The organism is Trueperella sp. HMSC08H06, assembly GCF_001808465.1.
In the GTDB taxonomy this organism is placed as follows: domain Bacteria; phylum Actinomycetota; class Actinomycetes; order Actinomycetales; family Actinomycetaceae; genus Trueperella; species Trueperella bernardiae.
In genome coordinates this window covers 40,366-56,355 of the sequence record NZ_KV793351.1, presented here as the reverse complement: position 1 = coordinate 56,355, position 15,990 = coordinate 40,366, and the positions used below count along the sequence as shown (strand labels likewise).

Below are 15,990 nucleotides of genomic sequence, written 5' to 3'. Positions count from 1 at the left end.
ATGTCGCGTGCGTGGGCATGGGCGTCGAGCGAGCTGTCGCGCCGTCCCGTCATGAAGAACATCCTGGTTCTCCTCACGGGATCGACCCTCGCCCAGATCGTCGCGATTGTCATCTCGATCTTCACCGCGCGCATCTTCACCCCGGAGGACTTCGGGGCGTTCGGCATCTACGGCTCGATCACGGGCGTGCTGGTGACGGTCGCGTCGTTGCGCTACGACATGACGATCGTGTTGCCGGATTCCGACGACGAGGCGCGGGTGATCGGCAAGCTCGCCACCCGGATCAACCTGGCGATATCCATATCCGCGGCGGTTCTCGCCTTCCTCCTGCGCGACGTCGTCTACGACGTGTGGGGAAACGAGATCGTGGCCACCTGGTTGCCCCTTGGCGGCCTCACCGTTTTCCTCCTGGCCCAGGTCAACATCCTGTCCTACTGGCACAACCGCAAGCGCAACTACAACGTCATCTCCATGAACAGGGTGGAACAGACCATCGGCTCGGCCGGCGGCCAGCTCGCCTTTGGCCTGGGCGGCATGGCGTCGATGGCGGGTCTGCTTCTGGGCACCCTCCTTGGCCAGGTCTGGGCCTTCTTCCGGCTCGGCATCAGCGCCCGCGACTTCCGATCCCCGGTGGGCCCGGACGCGCCGTCGATGCGCGCGGTCGCGACGACGTACAAGAAGATGCCACTGCTAAACCTTCCGAACGCACTCATCGATTCGGTGAGGGTCAATGGCATCCAGATGCTGGTCGGCCTGGTCGCGGTGGGCAGCCTCGGCCAGCTGAACCTGGCGTGGCGGACCTTGCAGGTGCCGATCTCGTTGATCAACGGCGCCGTGTCGCAGGTCTTTTACCGGGAGCTTGCGGAGGTCAAGCCCGGAAACATGGTGAGGCTGGTCCGCAAGACTGCCGTGAGGTCGTTCCTCTTCGGCATGCCCCCGTTCATCCTCCTCTACCTCATCTCTCCGTGGCTGTTTACGTTCGTCTTCGGCGCCCAGTGGGACCAGGCGGGCGACTTCGCGCGGGCGCTGACCCCGTGGCTGGCGATGCAGCTCATCACCTCGCCGATCTCCACCGTCTTCGTGGTCACGTCCAAGCAGCACTGGATGCTCATCTTCTCGATAGTATTTTGCGTAGCGCCGCTCACCGTGCTCGCGCTCAATCCTTTCGGCCTGATTGGAACGATCACCGCGATGAGTTGGATCATGGCCGTGCTCTTGGCCTTCATGATCCTCATGGCTGTGTGGGCCTCCCGCGCCTATGACCGCACTGTCATCGAACACGAAGGAGACGAGTGATGAAAGAACTCATCGTGTACCACGCCCCCTACCCGATGGACTGGAACGCGACCACGGCCTCGCGTATCCGGCCCGCACGCATGCTGGAGGCGTTCCGCGAGCGCTACGAGGTCCACGAGATCATCGGCTACCCGGCGGATCGTCGTCGTGCCTTCGCGGAGCTGAAGAAGCGGGTCAAGGCGGGGGACAAGGTAGCCTTCGCCTACTCCGAATCGTCCACGCAGCCCAATCTCCTGGCGACCTCGGTCAAGAAGGGCGTGGACCCGCTCCTTGAGCAACGAATCTTTACCTACCTCAAACGCCACGGCATCCCGCTGGGCCAGTTCTACCGCGACGTGTATTGGATGTTCCCCGACCAGCTCACCACCGTGCCGCCGATCCGCAAGGCGATCATGCGCTGGCTGTACAGGTATGACCTGCGCGTTCTCGACCGAGCCGGGGCTCACCTCTTCGTGCCGAGCGACAAGATGGGCGAGATGCTTCCGGCCTTCGCGGGCCGTTTCAGCGCCCTGCCGTCCGCCACGACCCCGGTGGATTCCTCCTACCCCGCGAACCTGTCGCTGTTCTACGTGGGCGGCATCGGCCCGCACTACCAGATGCATGAGCTGTTCAAGGCGGTCGCGCGCGTGCCGGAGGTGCGCCTGACGGCGTGCTTCCCGGTGGCCGGGTGGGACTCGGTCAAGGACGACTACGAGCAGTACATGGGCGGCAACATCCGGGTAATTCACGCGAGCAACAAGGAACTGCCCCCGTACTACGCCGATTCCTCCGCCGCGCTCCTCTTCGTTCAGCCGAGCGAGTACCGCGATTTCGCGGCTCCGATGAAGTTCTATGAGGCCCTTTCGTTCGGCAAGCCGATCATCACCACCCGCGGCACGCACGCGGGGCGGGAGAGCGAGCGCCTGGGCGTGGGCGTGGCGATCGACTACGACGCCGACGCGCTGACGGCGCTCCTGCACTCCTGGCTCGACAACCCCCAGCTGCTTGAAGACCTGCAGGCTCGCGCCCGCGAGGTGCGCCTAAGCGAACGGTGGTCCGACCGCGTCTCGCAGGTCGCGGCGCAACTGCGCAGGGCGTAGGGGGCTCAGCGACCTACTTCGCCGAGCTCAGTACCTCGACCACACGGTCGGCCGCGTGCCCGTCGCCGTACGGCGTGGCATCCGTGTCGGCAGGCCGAGGGCGTGAGGCCGCCTCAATGAGCGCGTCGCCCGGCTCTACCAGAGTGTTCCAGCCGAGCTGAACCGTCTCCACCCATTCGGTCTCGGTACGAACCGTGGTGCAGGGGGTGCGCAGGAGGAAGGCTTCCTTCTGGAGACCGCCCGAATCGGTGATGACGCCGCGGGCGTGGCGCACCGTGGCGAGCAGCTGGCTGTAAGGCACCGGCGGGTGGGTGACCAGATTGCCCCCGCCCAGGGTGAGGCCGTGCTCCGCGCACTTGGCCACCAGGCGCGGGTGAGCCAGGATCACCACGGTGTGGTCAACCTGTTCGAGCGAGGACAGGACGGCGGCGAGGCGCTCGCGGTCGTCCGTGTTTTCCGCGCGGTGGATGGTGGCGATGGAGAACGTTCCGTTCTCCAGACCTAACTCGGCGGCGATCGGCGAGTAGTCCTCATCGAGCTGGGCCACCTCGGTGAGGAGGACGTCGGTCATGACGTCGCCCACCACCACGGTGCGCTCGGCGAGCCCCTCGTGTGCCAGGTGCTCGGCGGCCACCTGGGTGGGAGCAAGCAGGATGTCAGCGGCGTGGTCGGTGAGCACACGGTTATGTTCCTCGGGCATGAGCCTGTTAAAGGAGCGCAGGCCGGCCTCGAGGTGGGCGATGGGGAAGTGGAGCTTGACGGCGGAGACGGCGGCGGCGAGCGTGGAATTCGTATCCCCGTAGACGAGCACCCAGTCGGGCTTATACTCCATGAGCACGCCGTCAAGCTTTTCTAGCATCCTGCCGGTCTGCTGGCCATGGGTGCCCGAGCCGACGCCGAGGTGGACTTCGGGGGCCGGGATGCCGAGCTCCTCGAAGAACACGTCCGAGAGCATCGGGTCGTAGTGTTGGCCGGTGTGGACGATGATGTGCTCGACTCCAGCGCGCTCACAGGCATGGGCGATGGGGGCAAGCTTCACGAATTGGGGTCGTGCGCCTACGACGCTTAAGATCTTCATGTTCACATGATAGGCCATCGGCAGGAGGTACGTTGTTTCTAAGTGCGTGGGTGCACGCCATTCCAGCGTTTAGCCTCCTATTGTTGGTCCTGGTCATCCCGGGATTTGTCAACCTCCTCTTCCTTCGGATATCCCCGCGATGGTCGCTTCTGCTCAGCCCCGCCTGGTCGCTGGCCATCTATGGCGTGAGCGGCGTGATCTTCGGCGCGCTCGAGCTGCCGTGGAACCTATGGAGCGTCATCGCCTTCACGGTGGGCACCTGGGTCTTCTCCGCCCTCCTGGGCGCCGTCGTCGTCGGCAAGGGTACGACAGATCCTCGACACCCGGATCCGTGGTCGCGATCGTCCTACCTGCTGCTCGCCACCGGTGCGCTCATCGCGTTCCTCGCGCTCGTGCTCCCCGTGCTGGCGCAGGTCGCACCGGACACGCTCAACCCAAACTCGGACCCCATGTACCACTACAACGGTGCTCGCGCGGTCGAGATGAACGAGAACGCCTCGATGCTCGGCGGGATGGCGGGTCTGTACGGGATCCTGGTCAAGTCGATCACCTACCCGCCGGCATGGGCCGCTGTGGTCGCCCTCGCCTCAACGGGCTCCGGGGTGGTGGTGGCGAGCCACACGTTGGCCTACGTACTCGTTCCCCTGCTGTGGGTGGTTGGCCTCGCCTTGCTCGGCCGCGTGCTGTTCGAGCGTCGCCCCGCCGTTGCCGCACTGGTGGCACCCGCGTCTCTCCTCTTCCCCGTCTTTCCAGGTTATCTGACGATCTCCACCGGCTTTTGGCCGAACTCCCTCGCCCTGTCGATCCTCCCGACAGTCATGGCTTTCGGTGTCGTCGCCATGAGAAAGGTGAGGCTCAGTGATCACAGGATCCGCGTGGGCCTGAGGCTCGCCCTCATCCTGCTCACCGCTATCGCAGGTGCCTCGTTTGCGCACCCCAGCATCCTATTCACCCTGCTGTGGATCGGGGTCCCGTCCGCCTTCGTGTGGGTGGTGGGCGTGGTGGTCCGCAGAATCCGCCACAACGCGGACCACAAGGTCACGGCTCTCATCGCCGCGGGCCTCATCCTTTCCGCTCTGGTCGCCCTCCTCTTCTTCCTGCATCCGCGCGTGCAGCAGTACATGTCGCGCCCGTTCACTCGCGATTTCACCGACGTCCCGCGCCGCCTCATCACATCGATCATCCTCAGTTCTTCGGGCACAAACCTGGTGCTTAACCTTGGGCTCGCCGCGCTCATTTTGATTGCACTCGCGTGGGGCGCCTCACGAGCCGTACGCGCGGGCCAGGGGTGGATGCTGGCCGCGTGGGGGGCACAGTGGCTGGCCATCCTCGGATCGCTGCTGCCTATCGGCTTTTTCACGCGGGTGGCGGGGATCTGGTACCACGACACGTACCGGCTCCTTGCGGTCCAGACCATTATCGCCTCGCTCCTCATTGCGCTGGCGATGCACCACCTCTTCGAGCTGCTTGGCAACCGCTTCGCGCCCCTGCGCAAGCCGAGCGCGTGGGGCGCCTACATCGGGGGAGCCGCCGTGGTGATCTTCGCCGGATCGTTGGTCTTGCGCGTGCCCTCGATCTACAGCGAATTGGGTACGGCGTTCGGTAAGACCCAAGCTATTCAGAGCCAGGAAGAGCTGGATCTTATCAAGTCCCTCGATGACTACGTTCCGCCGGGCGCACCCATTCTGGGTGACCCGACCACGGGAATCGTCTACGCGCCTGCCTTCGGCGACGTCGCCTCCGTCTGGAGCCAGATTAACATTCGAGACCTTGACATCGACGGCAACTACCTCGCCCGTTCCTTTAACCAGATACACACCTCGAAGCGCGTGTGCGAGGTCTTGAATTACTACGGCATCCGCTATTTCTACGAGGACGCGCCGATCACCTTCAAAGGTGTGGACCGCAGGGAGATCATGCCCGGGTTCTACGACGTCGACACGAGCGGCTTCACGCTTCTCGCCCAGGTTGGCGATGCCAAGCTGTGGGAAATTGACGCGTGCCAGTACGAGGTTCCCTCCCTCCAGCGGTGGAACCTCTATACCCGAAGCCGGTCGTATCTGAAGACTCTCACGGGTAATATCCCAGATAATCTCCCACTTCAGTTGCGCAATGGTATCCACTTTGTGGGGCCGGACATCTACTAGGAATGGAGGCACGAATGAAGTGTGTCATCGTTTCCCGCATCTACGTGCCTGAGCCGGCCGCCGCGAGCTTCCGCCTGCGTGCCCTTGCCCGCGCGATCGCCGAGGATGGCGGCAAGACCCTCGTCATCACCAGCGATATCCCGAATGGCCTGGCTGAGGCGGGCAACGAGCCGGGGATCCGGGTCAGCCGGCGCCGCGTGCTCCGTGACTCGGAGGGGTATGTGCGCGGCTACCTGCCCTACATGAGCTTTGACCTGCCGGCCTTCGTGCGCCTGCTCGCCGTGCCGCGCCCCGACGTCGTGATCTGCGAGCCGCCGCCCACCACCGGTTTCTTCACGCGGATCGCCTGCACGATCCGTCGCATCCCCTATGTCTACTACGTGCCGGACATCTGGGCGGACGCGGCACAGACCTCCGCGCCCGCGCCGGTGGTCAAGGTGTTGCGCTGGGTGGAGAACTGGGCTATCGGGGGAGCGGCGCATGTCGTCACCGTCTCCGACGCGGTGGCCGCCCGCCTCGGCGAGCTCGGCCACACGCACGTGACTGTGGCCACCAACGGGATTGACACCGACGTGTTCACGATGGAAGGCCCCACGCCTGCCGACGCCGAGGGGCCGTACTTTGTGTACGCGGGGACGGCCTCTGAGTGGCAGGGGGCGGAAATCTTCGCCCAGGCCATGCGCAAGGTTCACGCCCAGCGCCCGGATGCGAAGCTCGTGTACCTCGGCCAAGGCAGTTCGGCCGAGGCGATCGACGCGATCGCGCGCGAGCTACCCACGGGTGTCATCACCCAGCTGGGCCGGGTGGATGCGCAGGAGGCGGCCGCCTGGCAGCGCGGTGCGGTCAGCGCGCTGGTGTCGATCAAGCCGGGACTCGGCTACGACTTCGCAATGCCGACCAAGGTCTACTCGGCCCTGGCGGTGGGCACCCCCGTTGTCTACTGTGGCCCTGGCCCGTTGCGCGAGCCGATCGTCAGCGAGCGCCTGGGGGCGGTGGTTGCCTACGACGTCGATGAGGTCGCCTCGGCCATGCTGGCCGTGCTTGAGAAGCCTCGGGGCGATGAGGATCGCCGGCGCCGAAGGGCGTGGGTGGTCGAGTCCCACTCGCTGCGGCAGACGGGCCGCACGGCCCTGGAGGGCGTCAAGCGGGCTCTGAGCCCCCGAGCAACTCGCCAATAATCGAGTCGATCGTACGCGACTCGTTCTCGAAGGAGAGCTCGCGCGCGCAGGCTGTCGAGGCCCGCTTCCACTGCTCCACCTGCTCTCGCGTCAGGCTCTGGATGGCATTCACGATCGTGTCGTGCTCGAAGTCCTCGGTCACCAGGCCGAGCCCGTAGCGTTCCACGAGCCGCGCCATCTCCACGGTGGGCCCGACGGCCACGGCGAGCCGAGCCTGGATGAAGTCGAAGATCTTGTTGGGCAACGTCAGGCGGGCGTTTGTGTTGAACGGTGGGATCCAGAAGATGCCCACGTCGTAGGCGTTGAGCGTGGCGGGCAGCTCGTCCGGCTTGACCGGGCCGTGGAAGGTGATGCGCGGGTTATCGCCGGCGATCTCCTTAAGCTTGCGCAGGTAGGCGCCGCCGTCGTTCGCCGGGATGAGGTAGAGATCAAGCGTGACCTTATCGCCCGCGTCCACGGCCCCGGCGATCATCGCCTCGATGTTGCGCCCGAACACGGCGCCGCCGGAGTGGACCAGCCGGATGACCCCGTCCTCGCGCATGGGGCTGGGCTCGAGGTCAGCGAACGGTGCCATGTTGCGCACGAGCCTGGGAGCAACCCCGTAGCGCTCGCGGTAGAGCGAGGCGATCTCCTCACCCACCGTGGACTGGGCGGCGGTCTGCGGAAGATATGTCTTGCAAGCGTAGTCCATGAACGGCGCCACGAGCAGGCGCCAGGAGGTGACGTGCGTACGCTCCTCGGGCGCCCACTCGTGCAGGTCGGCCCATACGGGTGCCTGCCCGCGCACGGCGAACGCGAGCGGGAGGGCCCGGGCGTCGTTGGCGATCACCAGGTCAAAGGTGCGATCCCCGATGAGCGCGAGGGCCGCACGGGTGCCGGGTGCATCCAACTCCACGGACTTGTGCATGCGCAGTGCGAGCTTGAGCACGCCGAGCGGGGTCTGCGGCAGAGAGACGGCCTTGTCCGGCAGCTGAAGATGCTCATCCGAACCCGCGGGCTTGGGGCCGTAACCCACAGTGGTCACGTGGCCGTGCTTAGCCACCACAGAAATCTCCCGGAGCACGCGTGCGTCCGAGGCGATTTTGGAAAAAGAGATGACGAGGATCCGTGGAGTCATGGGTTAAGCATAGCGCGGGGCTCCGCTAGTCTTGACCCGAAGGAGGAACCGCGTGGGCATGATCATCGACTGGCTGGACTTCGGCGCCTACGCCGCCGGCATCGCCGCCGCCTGCTATCTTCCCGGCTTCGTTACCGCACGCGCCGGGGGCGCCTCGCGCGCCGTCGCGCTCGTCCTTGCCCCCGCGCTCAGCTTCGCTGCCGTGGGGCTCGGAGGAATCGCGGCGCATGCTGCCGGCATCCGCTGGGGGTGGCCCGTCTTCCTGGGCGCCGCCGCGTTCCTCGCCGGTGTCTGCGCGCTCGGCCGGCGCGGCATGGCGCCCGTCAACGCCGCGTGGGAGTCCCTGAGGGACCGGGCCGTGGATCGCCCGCGCCGCCTGGCCCTCGTCCTCGCTGCCCTTTTCCTCATCGCCCCCATCCTGGCGCTCATCGACCCGAACGTCCCCAGCTCACAGGCCGACCCCATGTTCCACTACAACGGGGTGAACGCGATCGTCCACACGGGCGACGCCTCCGCCCTGTCCGCGATGGGCTGGAACTACGGCGTGAGTGCCGCGCCCGCCACCTACCCCGTGGTCTGGCACGCGCTCCTCGCCCTCTTCGGCAACTCCCACATCCTGCTTGCCTCGCATGCCTTCGCCTACGTCGTGATTCCGATCGTCTGGCTTGTGGGCATGGATGCCTTCGTGCGCGCCGCACTCCCCGGCCGCCCGCGCGCTGGGGTGGCCGCACCGATCGTCGGGGCGATCCTGCCCTACTTCCCGAACTTCATGACAGTCGCGCGCGGCTTTTGGCCCAACGCCATCGCCGTGGCCGTCATCCCCGCCATCTACGCCGTGGGGATCCTTGCCGTGCGTTCCCTGCCGATGCGGGCCCGCGACGCCGTTGCCCCGGTCACGCTGATTGTCGTTGCCGGCGTCGGGATGGGGCTCGCCCACCCGGGCGCCGTGTTCGCCGCCCTGTGGCCGCTCGTCCCCATCGCGGGCGCGCTCATCGTGGTGGGTACAGTACGCGGGATGCGGGAGCGCTCGCGGATCTGGGCGGTGCTCGCGGTGCTCAGCGCCGCCGTTCTCCTGGTGGGCGGACTGCTCAGCCTCCACCCGCGCGTGCAACTCTTCCTCGCCCGCCCGCACCCGCGCTCCTGGAACACAGCCGAACGCCTTAATACCTTGCGTGAGCAGCTCGCGGACGTGCCCGTGGCGCTGGTCGTGGCCGGCGTGATCGGCGTCGTTATTGCGGTAGCGGCCGTGGTGTTCGTGGCGCGATCGGCGTGGCGGGTGAGCGAGGGGCGCTGGCTCTTGGTGGCGTGGCTGGCGCAGTGGCTCATCGTGTTCGGCGCCTACGTGGACGGTAATGTGTTCTCGGACATCGCCGGCATCTGGTACCACGACCCGAAGCGGGCCATGGCCATCCAGACGATCTTCACGGCCCCGCTCATTGCCCTCGCACTCGAGCAGTGGGTGCGAGGCTGGAGGTTTGGCGTCGTCGTGCTCGCCTCCTTCCTGATTGGTGGCGGTCTGAGGGCTAGCCTCTATGCCGATGCCCGTCCGCCGATCGGTCACGATAAGATCATCGACTCGCGCGCCGAGATCGAGCTACTGTCCTCGCTCGACAAGCTCGTGCCCCCGGACTCGGTCATCCTGGGCGACCCAACTACCGGCATCGGTTACGGACCGGCGTACTCGCGGATCGGCGTCGTCTTCCCGCAGGTCAACTACCGCGCGAAAGATCCCGACGCCGACTACCTGCGCCAGAACTTTGCCAGCCTCGACCCGAAGGTGTGCGAGATCCTGCACACCTACGGAATCGGGTACTACTACTCCGATGCCCCGCTCCTCTTCCAGAAGAAGGACCGGGCGCAGACCTGGCCAGGACTCTACGGCGCCACAAACGGACTGGAAGAAATCGCCAGCACAGGCGGGGGAACCCTGTGGAAGATTACCGGGTGTGGACCGATCCAGCCCACGAACTGGTGGGCGAATCCTCATCGCCTGGCGGCTGCGCATCCGGCGACCACCGATTAGCGCCGAATCCCCCGGAAGGCGACGGCTTTAATGCTAGTGTTGATCGGGCAATGTGGCGGCACATGCCCGCGGAAATGACGTGAGGAATCGTGTGATGAAAGAACTGATGGTCTACCACGCTCCCTACCCGATGGACTGGAACGCCTCAAGCGCTTCGCGCGTCCGGCCCGCCCGCATGCTTCAGGCGTTCCGCGAGAACTACGACGTCCATGAGATTGTCGGCAACCCCAACGAGCGCCGGCGCGCTTTTTCCGAGCTGAAGAAACGGGTGAGGGCGGGCCAGAAGGTGGCCTTCGCATACTCCGAGTCCTCCACGTCCCCCAACTGCCTGGCCACGTCGGTCAAGAAGGGAGTCGATCCCCTGATCGAGCCGCGCATCTTCGCCTACTTCAAGCGCCACGGTATCCCCTTCGGCCAGTTCTACCGTGACGTGTACTGGATGTTCCCCGACCAGCTCACCACGGTGGCGCCGCTACGAAAGTTCATCATGCGGATCCTGTACCGTTTCGACCTGGCGCTCATGGACAAGACGGGCGCCCACCTGTTTGTCCCGACCGCGAAGATGGGGACGCTGTTGCCTGCGTTTTCCGGGCGGTGTACGCCGCTTCCCCCGGGACGACGCCGGTCGACTCCGCCCATCCCGACCAGCTGTCTCTGTTCTACGTGGGGGGAATCGGCCCGCATTACCGGATGGAGGAGCTGTTCAAGGCGGTCAAACGGGTGCCCGAGGTGCGGCTGACGGCGTGCTTCCCGAAGGCCGGATGGGACTCGGTCAAGGCAGACTACTGGCAATACATGGGCGACAACATCCGGATCGTTCATGCCTCCAACAAAGAGATGCCAGCCTTCTACGATGAGACCTCGGCGGCGCTACTGTTCGTTGAGCCGAGCGAATACCGGGAGTTCGCTGCGCCGATGAAGTTCTATGAGGCGCTGTCCTTCGGCAAGCCCGTTATCACCACGAAGCACACGCACGCGGGCCGCGAGTGCGAACGTCTGGGTGTGGGCGTGGCTCTTGACTACGACGCCGATGCGCTAGAGGCGCTGCTACGCTCCTGGCTCGCCCACCCCGACCAGCTTGCCGCTCTGCAGGCCCGCGCCCGCGAGGTGCGCAATACCGAGCGGTGGCTGGATCGCACGTCCGAGGTCGCCAGGGTCCTGCGCTGAGCGCCGGCGTTCGCGCTGGCCAATTAGCGCATCTCACTTGCCAGCGATGCGCAGATAGCGGCGCCACCTGGCCAGGTGCAGTAGTCTTATATCAGCCAAATAAGGAGTGAATTATGCGTATTGCTGTTATCGCGATGGGCAAGATCGGCCTGCCGCTCGCCGTCCAGTTCGCCGACATGGGCCACGAGGTCATTGGTGTGGACGTGAACGAGGAGACCGTGCGCCTCATCAACGAGGCCACCGAGCCGTTCCCGGGCGAGGCCCACCTGCAGGAGAAGCTCTCCGAGCTGGTTCCGGCCGGCAAGCTCCGCGCAACCACCAACTACGCCGAGGCGATCCCGGATGCTGAGGCAATCGTGCTGGTGGTGCCACTCTTCGTCAACGATGCCACGTGGGAGCCGGACTTCGGCTGGATGGACGCGGCCACGAAGTCCCTGGCTGAGCACCTCACCCCGAACACCCTTATTTCGTACGAGACCACCCTGCCGGTCGGTACCACGCGTGGCCGCTGGAAGCCCATGATCGAAGAGATCTCGGGCCTGACCGAGGGCAAGGATTTCCACCTCGTCTTCTCCCCGGAGCGCGTGCTCACCGGCCGCGTGTTCGAAGACCTGCGCCGCTACCCGAAGCTGGTGGGTGGCCTGAGCGAGGCCGGCACCAAGGCGGCGATCGAGTTCTACGAGTCCGTGCTCACCTTCGACGACCGCCCGGACCTGCCGCGCGAGAACGGCGTGTGGGACATGGGCTCGGCCGAGGCCGCCGAGATGGCCAAGCTGGCCGAGACCACCTACCGCGACGTCAACATCGGCCTGGCTAACCAGTTCGCCGTCTACGCCGACTCGGTGGGCATCGACGTCCAGCGGGTGATCGACGCCTGTAACTCCCAGCCCTACTCTCACATCCACCGCCCGGGCATCGCGGTGGGCGGGCACTGCATCCCGGTCTACCCGCGCCTGTACCTGTCCACGGACCCGGACGCGTCGATCGTGCGCACGGCTCGCCAGTACAACGCTGGCATGCCCGAATACGTGGTGGGCCGAGTCGAGTCCCTGCTCGGCGACCTCAAGGGCCAGAAGGTGGCCGTACTCGGCGCCTCCTACCGAGGTGGCGTGAAGGAGACGGCGTTCTCCGGCATCTTCGCCACCGTCGACGCGCTGCGCGAGCGCGGCGCCGAGGTCACGGTCCACGACCCGATGTTCACCGACGAGGAGCTTGCCACGTTCGGCTGGGACGCCTACCACCTGGGCGAGGAGGTGGCCGCCGTCGTCGTGCAGGCCGACCACGCCCAGTACAAGAGCGTGACTCCTGCCGACTTCCCGGGCATCAAGGTACTCTTCGATGGCCGCCGCGTGACCGACCCGGCCCTGTGGGTGGGAACCCCGCGCCTGGTGATCGGCGACGCGAACTAGACCGCATAAGCCCGAGGGGCGCCACGCGCGCCCCTCGGGCTTCCCTATAGAGATCCAAGGAACATAACCACGTGACGATTCTTGAGGAAGTGCGAAGCTCAAAGGAGCTGCTTCGCAATCTCACGCTGCGCGAGATCAAGGGCAAGTACAAGCGCACGGCCCTGGGGCAACTGTGGTCGCTCGCCAACCCGATCGCCCTGATGATCGTCTACAGCTTCGTCTTCGCAATCGTCATCCGAGTCAACGTGCCGCCAGGGTCGCCCTCGGGGCTGGACCTGTTCGTCATCTGGCTCCTGTGCGGGCTGCTTCCCTGGACGTTCTTCTCCAACGTGGTTAACGGCGCGATGGACGCCGTGACGGGGAACGAAAACCTCATCAAGAAGGTCTACTTCCCCCGCTGGGTGCTGGTGGTGTCCAACACCTCCGCGGCCCTCTACCAGCATGCCCTCGAGCTGGCGATCCTGGCGATCGCGATCCTCATCCTCGGCTCGAACATCCTCATCTACATCCCGATCGTGGCAGTGACCACGCTCATGTTGGCTTTCTTCGCCACCGGCCTTGGCTTCTTCGCGGCGATAGCGAACGTGTACTTCCGCGACGTGCAACACTTCATGGGGATCCTCTTCCAGCTCGGCTTCTACGCCAGCCCGATCGTCTACCCGGTCACGTACGTGCGCGACGTTTCGGATTCGGTGGGCCCGATCATCGGCCCGATCTCGATCATCGATATCTACAACCTTAACCCGTTCGTGCACTTCGCTGCGATCTTCCGCAACCTGCTCTACGACGGGCGCTGGCCCGACTGGCCGGTGTTCGGCATCATGGCGCTGGCCAGCGCGGTGGTGTTCGTCTGGGGCTGGCACGCGTTTACCAAGCGCCAGGATTACCTTGCGGAGGTGCTGTGAACGCTGTCGAGGTCCGGGACGTCACGAAGTCCTTCAAGATTTACTCCGAGCGCAACAACACGCTCAAGTCCGCCATCATGCGCGGGCGTCGCTCCGTCCACCAGGACTTCCAGGCACTCAAGGGTGTCTCGCTTGACGTGCCGCAGGGTTCCACGTTCGCGCTGGTGGGCGACAACGGTTCGGGCAAGTCCACCTTGCTCAAGTGCATCGCGAAGATCCTCGTGCCCAACTCGGGCACCATCACCCGCAACGGCAAGATCGCGGCCATGCTCGAGGTCGGTTCCGGCTTCCACCCCGAGCTGTCGGGCCGCGACAACATCTACCTCAACGGCTCTATCCTGGGTATGTCCCGCGCCGACATCGACGCCCGCCTGGATGAGATCATCGCCTTCTCCGGCGTGGAGGCCTTCATTGACCAGCCGGTCAAAAACTACTCCTCTGGTATGTACGTGCGCCTGGGCTTCTCCGTGGCAATCCACACCGAGCCGGACATCCTGCTAGTGGACGAGATCCTCGCCGTCGGGGATGCGGCCTTCCAGGAGAAGTGCACCAAGAAGTTCGTGGACTTGAAGAATGAGGGCCGCACGGTCGTCGTCGTCTCCCACTCCGTTCCGCAGCTGAAGCAAATGGCGGATCACGCCGCGTGGCTCAAGGAGGGCGTGCTGCAAAAGGTGGGCCCGGCCGAGGACGTGCTGGACGACTACGCCGACTCCACCCGCTTCTTCACCGGCATTGACGATGCGGGGCGCGTGCGCTGGGGAAGCGGCGAGGCGCGCGTGGACCAGGTGGAGGTGCTGCGCGAGGACGGCAGCCCGGTGATGGGTTCGGTGCGCACGGGCGAAGAGCTCATCTTCCGCCTGCACTACACCGCCCACGAGCGCATCGAGCGGCCCGTCTTCGGCTTTTCCCTGTCCTCCAACGACGGCACCTACCTGTGGGGCAACAACACCCGCGACCAGCACTTTGGCATCGACTTCATCGAGGGTCCGGGCACGATCGACCTGCGAGTGCCGAACCTGGTGCTCCAGCCGGGCCTGTACACGATCGACGGTTCGGTGGTGAACACGACTACCGAGCATGTCTACGACTACGTACGCGAGGCGAACGGGATCGCGGTGCGCAACGGCGTGCCCTTCGAGTCGGGTGGGTATGTGATTTTGGATGGGCGCTGGTCGATGCCCGGCCGCGACGAGCAGGACCACTGGGGACGCCCCGGCAAGCCACACTTGGAGGCATGATGCGGATCGCGATCGTCACCCTTGACACCTTCGGCCAGAAGATGGCCGGCCCCGCCATCCGCGTGTGGGAAATGGCGGGTTTGCTGAGCTCCGAGCATGAGGTGGAGGTCTTCACCTTCGGTGCGGTCGAGCGCGAGGGGGAGGGCTTTCGGCTGCGCCGCACGCGCGTGGAGGACTTCCGCGGTGAGCTTGGGCAACCGGACGTGGTCATCATCCAGGGATACCTGGTGCGCACCTTCCCGTGGCTGGCTACCTCCGCCTTCAAGCTGGTGGTGGACCTGTACGATCCGTTCCACATCGAGTCCCTTCAGGTGGAGCGCTTCCACCCGATGGATGAGCGCCAGCGCGCCATCGACCACGCGCTCGGCGAGCTGAACGCACAGGTGCGCGGCGGGGACTTCTTCCTGTGCGCCTCGAACAAGCAACGCGACTTGTGGCTGGGCCACCTCGCCGCGCTGGGCCGCATCAACCCCCTTACCTACGATGATGATCCGCAGCTGCGCCACCTCATCGACGTCGCTTCCTTCGGAATCTCCTCCACACCGCCGGTGCGGACACGGGCGGCGGCACGCGGGGTGATCGACGGGATCGGCGCGGATGACCGGGTGATCGTGTGGGGCGGCGGGGTCTACAACTGGTTCGACCCGCTAACCGTGATCCGCGCGGTGGACGCCGTGCGCGCCGACGTGCCGAACGTCCGTCTGTTGTTCATGGGCGCCAAGCATCCCAACCCCGATGTGCCCGAGATGCAAATGCTGCGCAACGCCCGCGAGCTCGCCGACCGGTTGGGCCTGACCGACACTCACGTCTTCTTCAACGAGGAGTGGGTGGAGTACGCCGACCGGCACAACTACCTTCTCGACGCCGACCTGGCCGTCTCCGCCCACCTTCCGGGCCTGGAAACCGACTTCTCCTTCCGCACTCGCATGCTCGACTACCTGTGGGCCGGGCTGCCGATCGTGACCAGCGAGGGCGACTTCTTCGCCGAGCTCGTGGCCGAGCGCGGGCTCGGGCGCGCGGTGCCCACGCAGGACGCGGACGCGATGGCCCGGGCCTTCCGGGAGTTCCTCACCGACGACGCCGAACGCGCGGCCTGCGCCCGAAACGTCGCGGAGGTGGCGGTGGACTTCACATGGGAGAGGACCCTGGCGGCACTCGCGGCCTACTGCCGCGACCCGTGGGAGGCTGCCGACCGGCCGCTCGGCCGGCGCGGGCAGGGGGAGCAGGGCCAGGGCCCTGGGCGCGGGTACCGGGTGTTGGCGCGCAAGGCGGTGCGCTCGGTGCGCGAGCGCGGCCTGCGTGCCACGGCCGCGCAGGTGCGGCGATACCTCACGCGCAACTAAGTATGCGGTC

13 protein-coding genes are annotated in these 15,990 nt (G+C 65.7%); 11 read left to right on the top strand and 2 right to left on the bottom strand.

The window, feature by feature from the left end:
* Both HMPREF3174_RS04755 and HMPREF3174_RS04750 read left to right on the top strand, forming a co-directional pair.
* Window positions 1-1,296 carry a lipopolysaccharide biosynthesis protein gene (locus HMPREF3174_RS04755; protein WP_070448093.1) on the top strand — a complete coding sequence of 432 codons (1,296 nt, stop codon included), beginning with the start codon at window positions 1-3 and terminating at the stop codon, window positions 1,294-1,296.
* Window positions 1,296-2,375, top strand: a complete 1,080-nt coding sequence (locus HMPREF3174_RS04750; RefSeq protein ID WP_083297684.1) for a glycosyltransferase — start codon at window positions 1,296-1,298, stop codon at window positions 2,373-2,375. The genes HMPREF3174_RS04755 and HMPREF3174_RS04750 overlap by 1 nt, the downstream gene beginning before the upstream one ends.
* 13 nt (window positions 2,376-2,388) lie before the next feature.
* Here the strand turns inward: HMPREF3174_RS04750 and wecB are convergent, their stop codons facing one another.
* Window positions 2,389-3,453 (bottom strand): non-hydrolyzing UDP-N-acetylglucosamine 2-epimerase, encoded by a 1,065-nt coding sequence (wecB, locus tag HMPREF3174_RS04745; RefSeq protein ID WP_070448129.1) that lies wholly within the window; start codon window positions 3,451-3,453, stop codon window positions 2,389-2,391.
* Between the two features lie 80 nt (window positions 3,454-3,533).
* Between wecB and HMPREF3174_RS04740 the strand changes: the two genes are divergently transcribed.
* Both HMPREF3174_RS04740 and HMPREF3174_RS04735 read left to right on the top strand, forming a co-directional pair.
* Window positions 3,534-5,600: a DUF6541 family protein gene (locus HMPREF3174_RS04740; RefSeq protein WP_148132168.1), complete on the top strand. Its 2,067-nt coding sequence runs from the start codon at window positions 3,534-3,536 to the stop codon at window positions 5,598-5,600.
* A 14-nt stretch (window positions 5,601-5,614) separates the two neighbouring features.
* Window positions 5,615-6,778 carry a glycosyltransferase family 4 protein gene (locus HMPREF3174_RS04735; RefSeq protein ID WP_246783062.1) on the top strand — a complete coding sequence of 388 codons (1,164 nt, stop codon included), beginning with the start codon at window positions 5,615-5,617 and terminating at the stop codon, window positions 6,776-6,778.
* Here HMPREF3174_RS04735 and HMPREF3174_RS04730 read toward each other — a convergent pair.
* Window positions 6,741-7,895 carry a glycosyltransferase gene (locus HMPREF3174_RS04730; RefSeq protein WP_070448087.1) on the bottom strand — a complete coding sequence of 385 codons (1,155 nt, stop codon included), beginning with the start codon at window positions 7,893-7,895 and terminating at the stop codon, window positions 6,741-6,743. The genes HMPREF3174_RS04735 and HMPREF3174_RS04730 overlap by 38 nt on opposite strands.
* A gap of 58 nt (window positions 7,896-7,953) precedes the next feature.
* Here HMPREF3174_RS04730 and HMPREF3174_RS04725 point away from each other — a divergent pair, with 58 nt between their 5' ends.
* From HMPREF3174_RS04725 to HMPREF3174_RS04700, 7 genes are all read left to right on the top strand, one after another.
* Window positions 7,954-9,918 carry a DUF6541 family protein gene (locus tag HMPREF3174_RS04725; protein WP_371440861.1) on the top strand — a complete coding sequence of 655 codons (1,965 nt, stop codon included), beginning with the start codon at window positions 7,954-7,956 and terminating at the stop codon, window positions 9,916-9,918.
* 94 nt (window positions 9,919-10,012) lie between these two features.
* On the top strand, window positions 10,013-10,657 hold the full coding sequence (locus tag HMPREF3174_RS09010) for a hypothetical protein (RefSeq protein ID WP_083297683.1): 645 nt from the start codon (window positions 10,013-10,015) through the stop codon (window positions 10,655-10,657).
* Entirely contained in the window at window positions 10,609-11,085 is a 477-nt protein-coding gene (locus HMPREF3174_RS09005; protein WP_083297682.1) for a glycosyltransferase, read from the top strand. The genes HMPREF3174_RS09010 and HMPREF3174_RS09005 overlap by 49 nt, the downstream gene beginning before the upstream one ends.
* A gap of 113 nt (window positions 11,086-11,198) precedes the next feature.
* Window positions 11,199-12,494, top strand: coding sequence for a nucleotide sugar dehydrogenase (locus HMPREF3174_RS04715; protein WP_062613634.1), 1,296 nt, complete (start codon window positions 11,199-11,201; stop codon window positions 12,492-12,494).
* Window positions 12,495-12,565: 71 nt separating this feature from the next.
* Window positions 12,566-13,399, top strand: a complete 834-nt coding sequence (locus HMPREF3174_RS04710; protein WP_068538812.1) for an ABC transporter permease — start codon at window positions 12,566-12,568, stop codon at window positions 13,397-13,399.
* Window positions 13,396-14,637, top strand: a complete 1,242-nt coding sequence (locus HMPREF3174_RS04705) for an ABC transporter ATP-binding protein (protein WP_070448083.1) — start codon at window positions 13,396-13,398, stop codon at window positions 14,635-14,637. Before HMPREF3174_RS04710 ends, HMPREF3174_RS04705 begins: the two co-directional genes overlap by 4 nt.
* Complete coding sequence (locus tag HMPREF3174_RS04700) at window positions 14,634-15,980, top strand: glycosyltransferase family 4 protein (RefSeq protein ID WP_070448081.1); 1,347 nt, start codon at window positions 14,634-14,636, stop codon at window positions 15,978-15,980. The genes HMPREF3174_RS04705 and HMPREF3174_RS04700 overlap by 4 nt, the downstream gene beginning before the upstream one ends.
* The last annotated feature ends 10 nt before the right edge of the window (window positions 15,981-15,990 follow it).

Excerpts from the sequence above, each read along its gene's own strand:
- wecB (WP_070448129.1), bottom strand. The coding sequence starts at position 3,453 with ATGAAGATCTTAAGCGTCGTAGGCGCACGACCCCAATTCGTGAAGCTT.
- HMPREF3174_RS04700 (WP_070448081.1), top strand. The coding sequence starts at position 14,634 with ATGATGCGGATCGCGATCGTCACCCTTGACACCTTCGGCCAGAAGATG.
- HMPREF3174_RS04750 (WP_083297684.1), top strand. The coding sequence starts at position 1,296 with ATGAAAGAACTCATCGTGTACCACGCCCCCTACCCGATGGACTGGAAC.
- HMPREF3174_RS04730 (WP_070448087.1), bottom strand. The coding sequence starts at position 7,895 with ATGACTCCACGGATCCTCGTCATCTCTTTTTCCAAAATCGCCTCGGAC.
- HMPREF3174_RS04715 (WP_062613634.1), top strand. The coding sequence starts at position 11,199 with ATGCGTATTGCTGTTATCGCGATGGGCAAGATCGGCCTGCCGCTCGCC.
- HMPREF3174_RS04735 (WP_246783062.1), top strand. The coding sequence starts at position 5,615 with ATGAAGTGTGTCATCGTTTCCCGCATCTACGTGCCTGAGCCGGCCGCC.
- HMPREF3174_RS09005 (WP_083297682.1), top strand. The coding sequence starts at position 10,609 with ATGGAGGAGCTGTTCAAGGCGGTCAAACGGGTGCCCGAGGTGCGGCTG.
- HMPREF3174_RS04725 (WP_371440861.1), top strand. The coding sequence starts at position 7,954 with ATGATCATCGACTGGCTGGACTTCGGCGCCTACGCCGCCGGCATCGCC.
- HMPREF3174_RS09010 (WP_083297683.1), top strand. The coding sequence starts at position 10,013 with ATGAAAGAACTGATGGTCTACCACGCTCCCTACCCGATGGACTGGAAC.
- HMPREF3174_RS04755 (WP_070448093.1), top strand. The coding sequence starts at position 1 with ATGTCGCGTGCGTGGGCATGGGCGTCGAGCGAGCTGTCGCGCCGTCCC.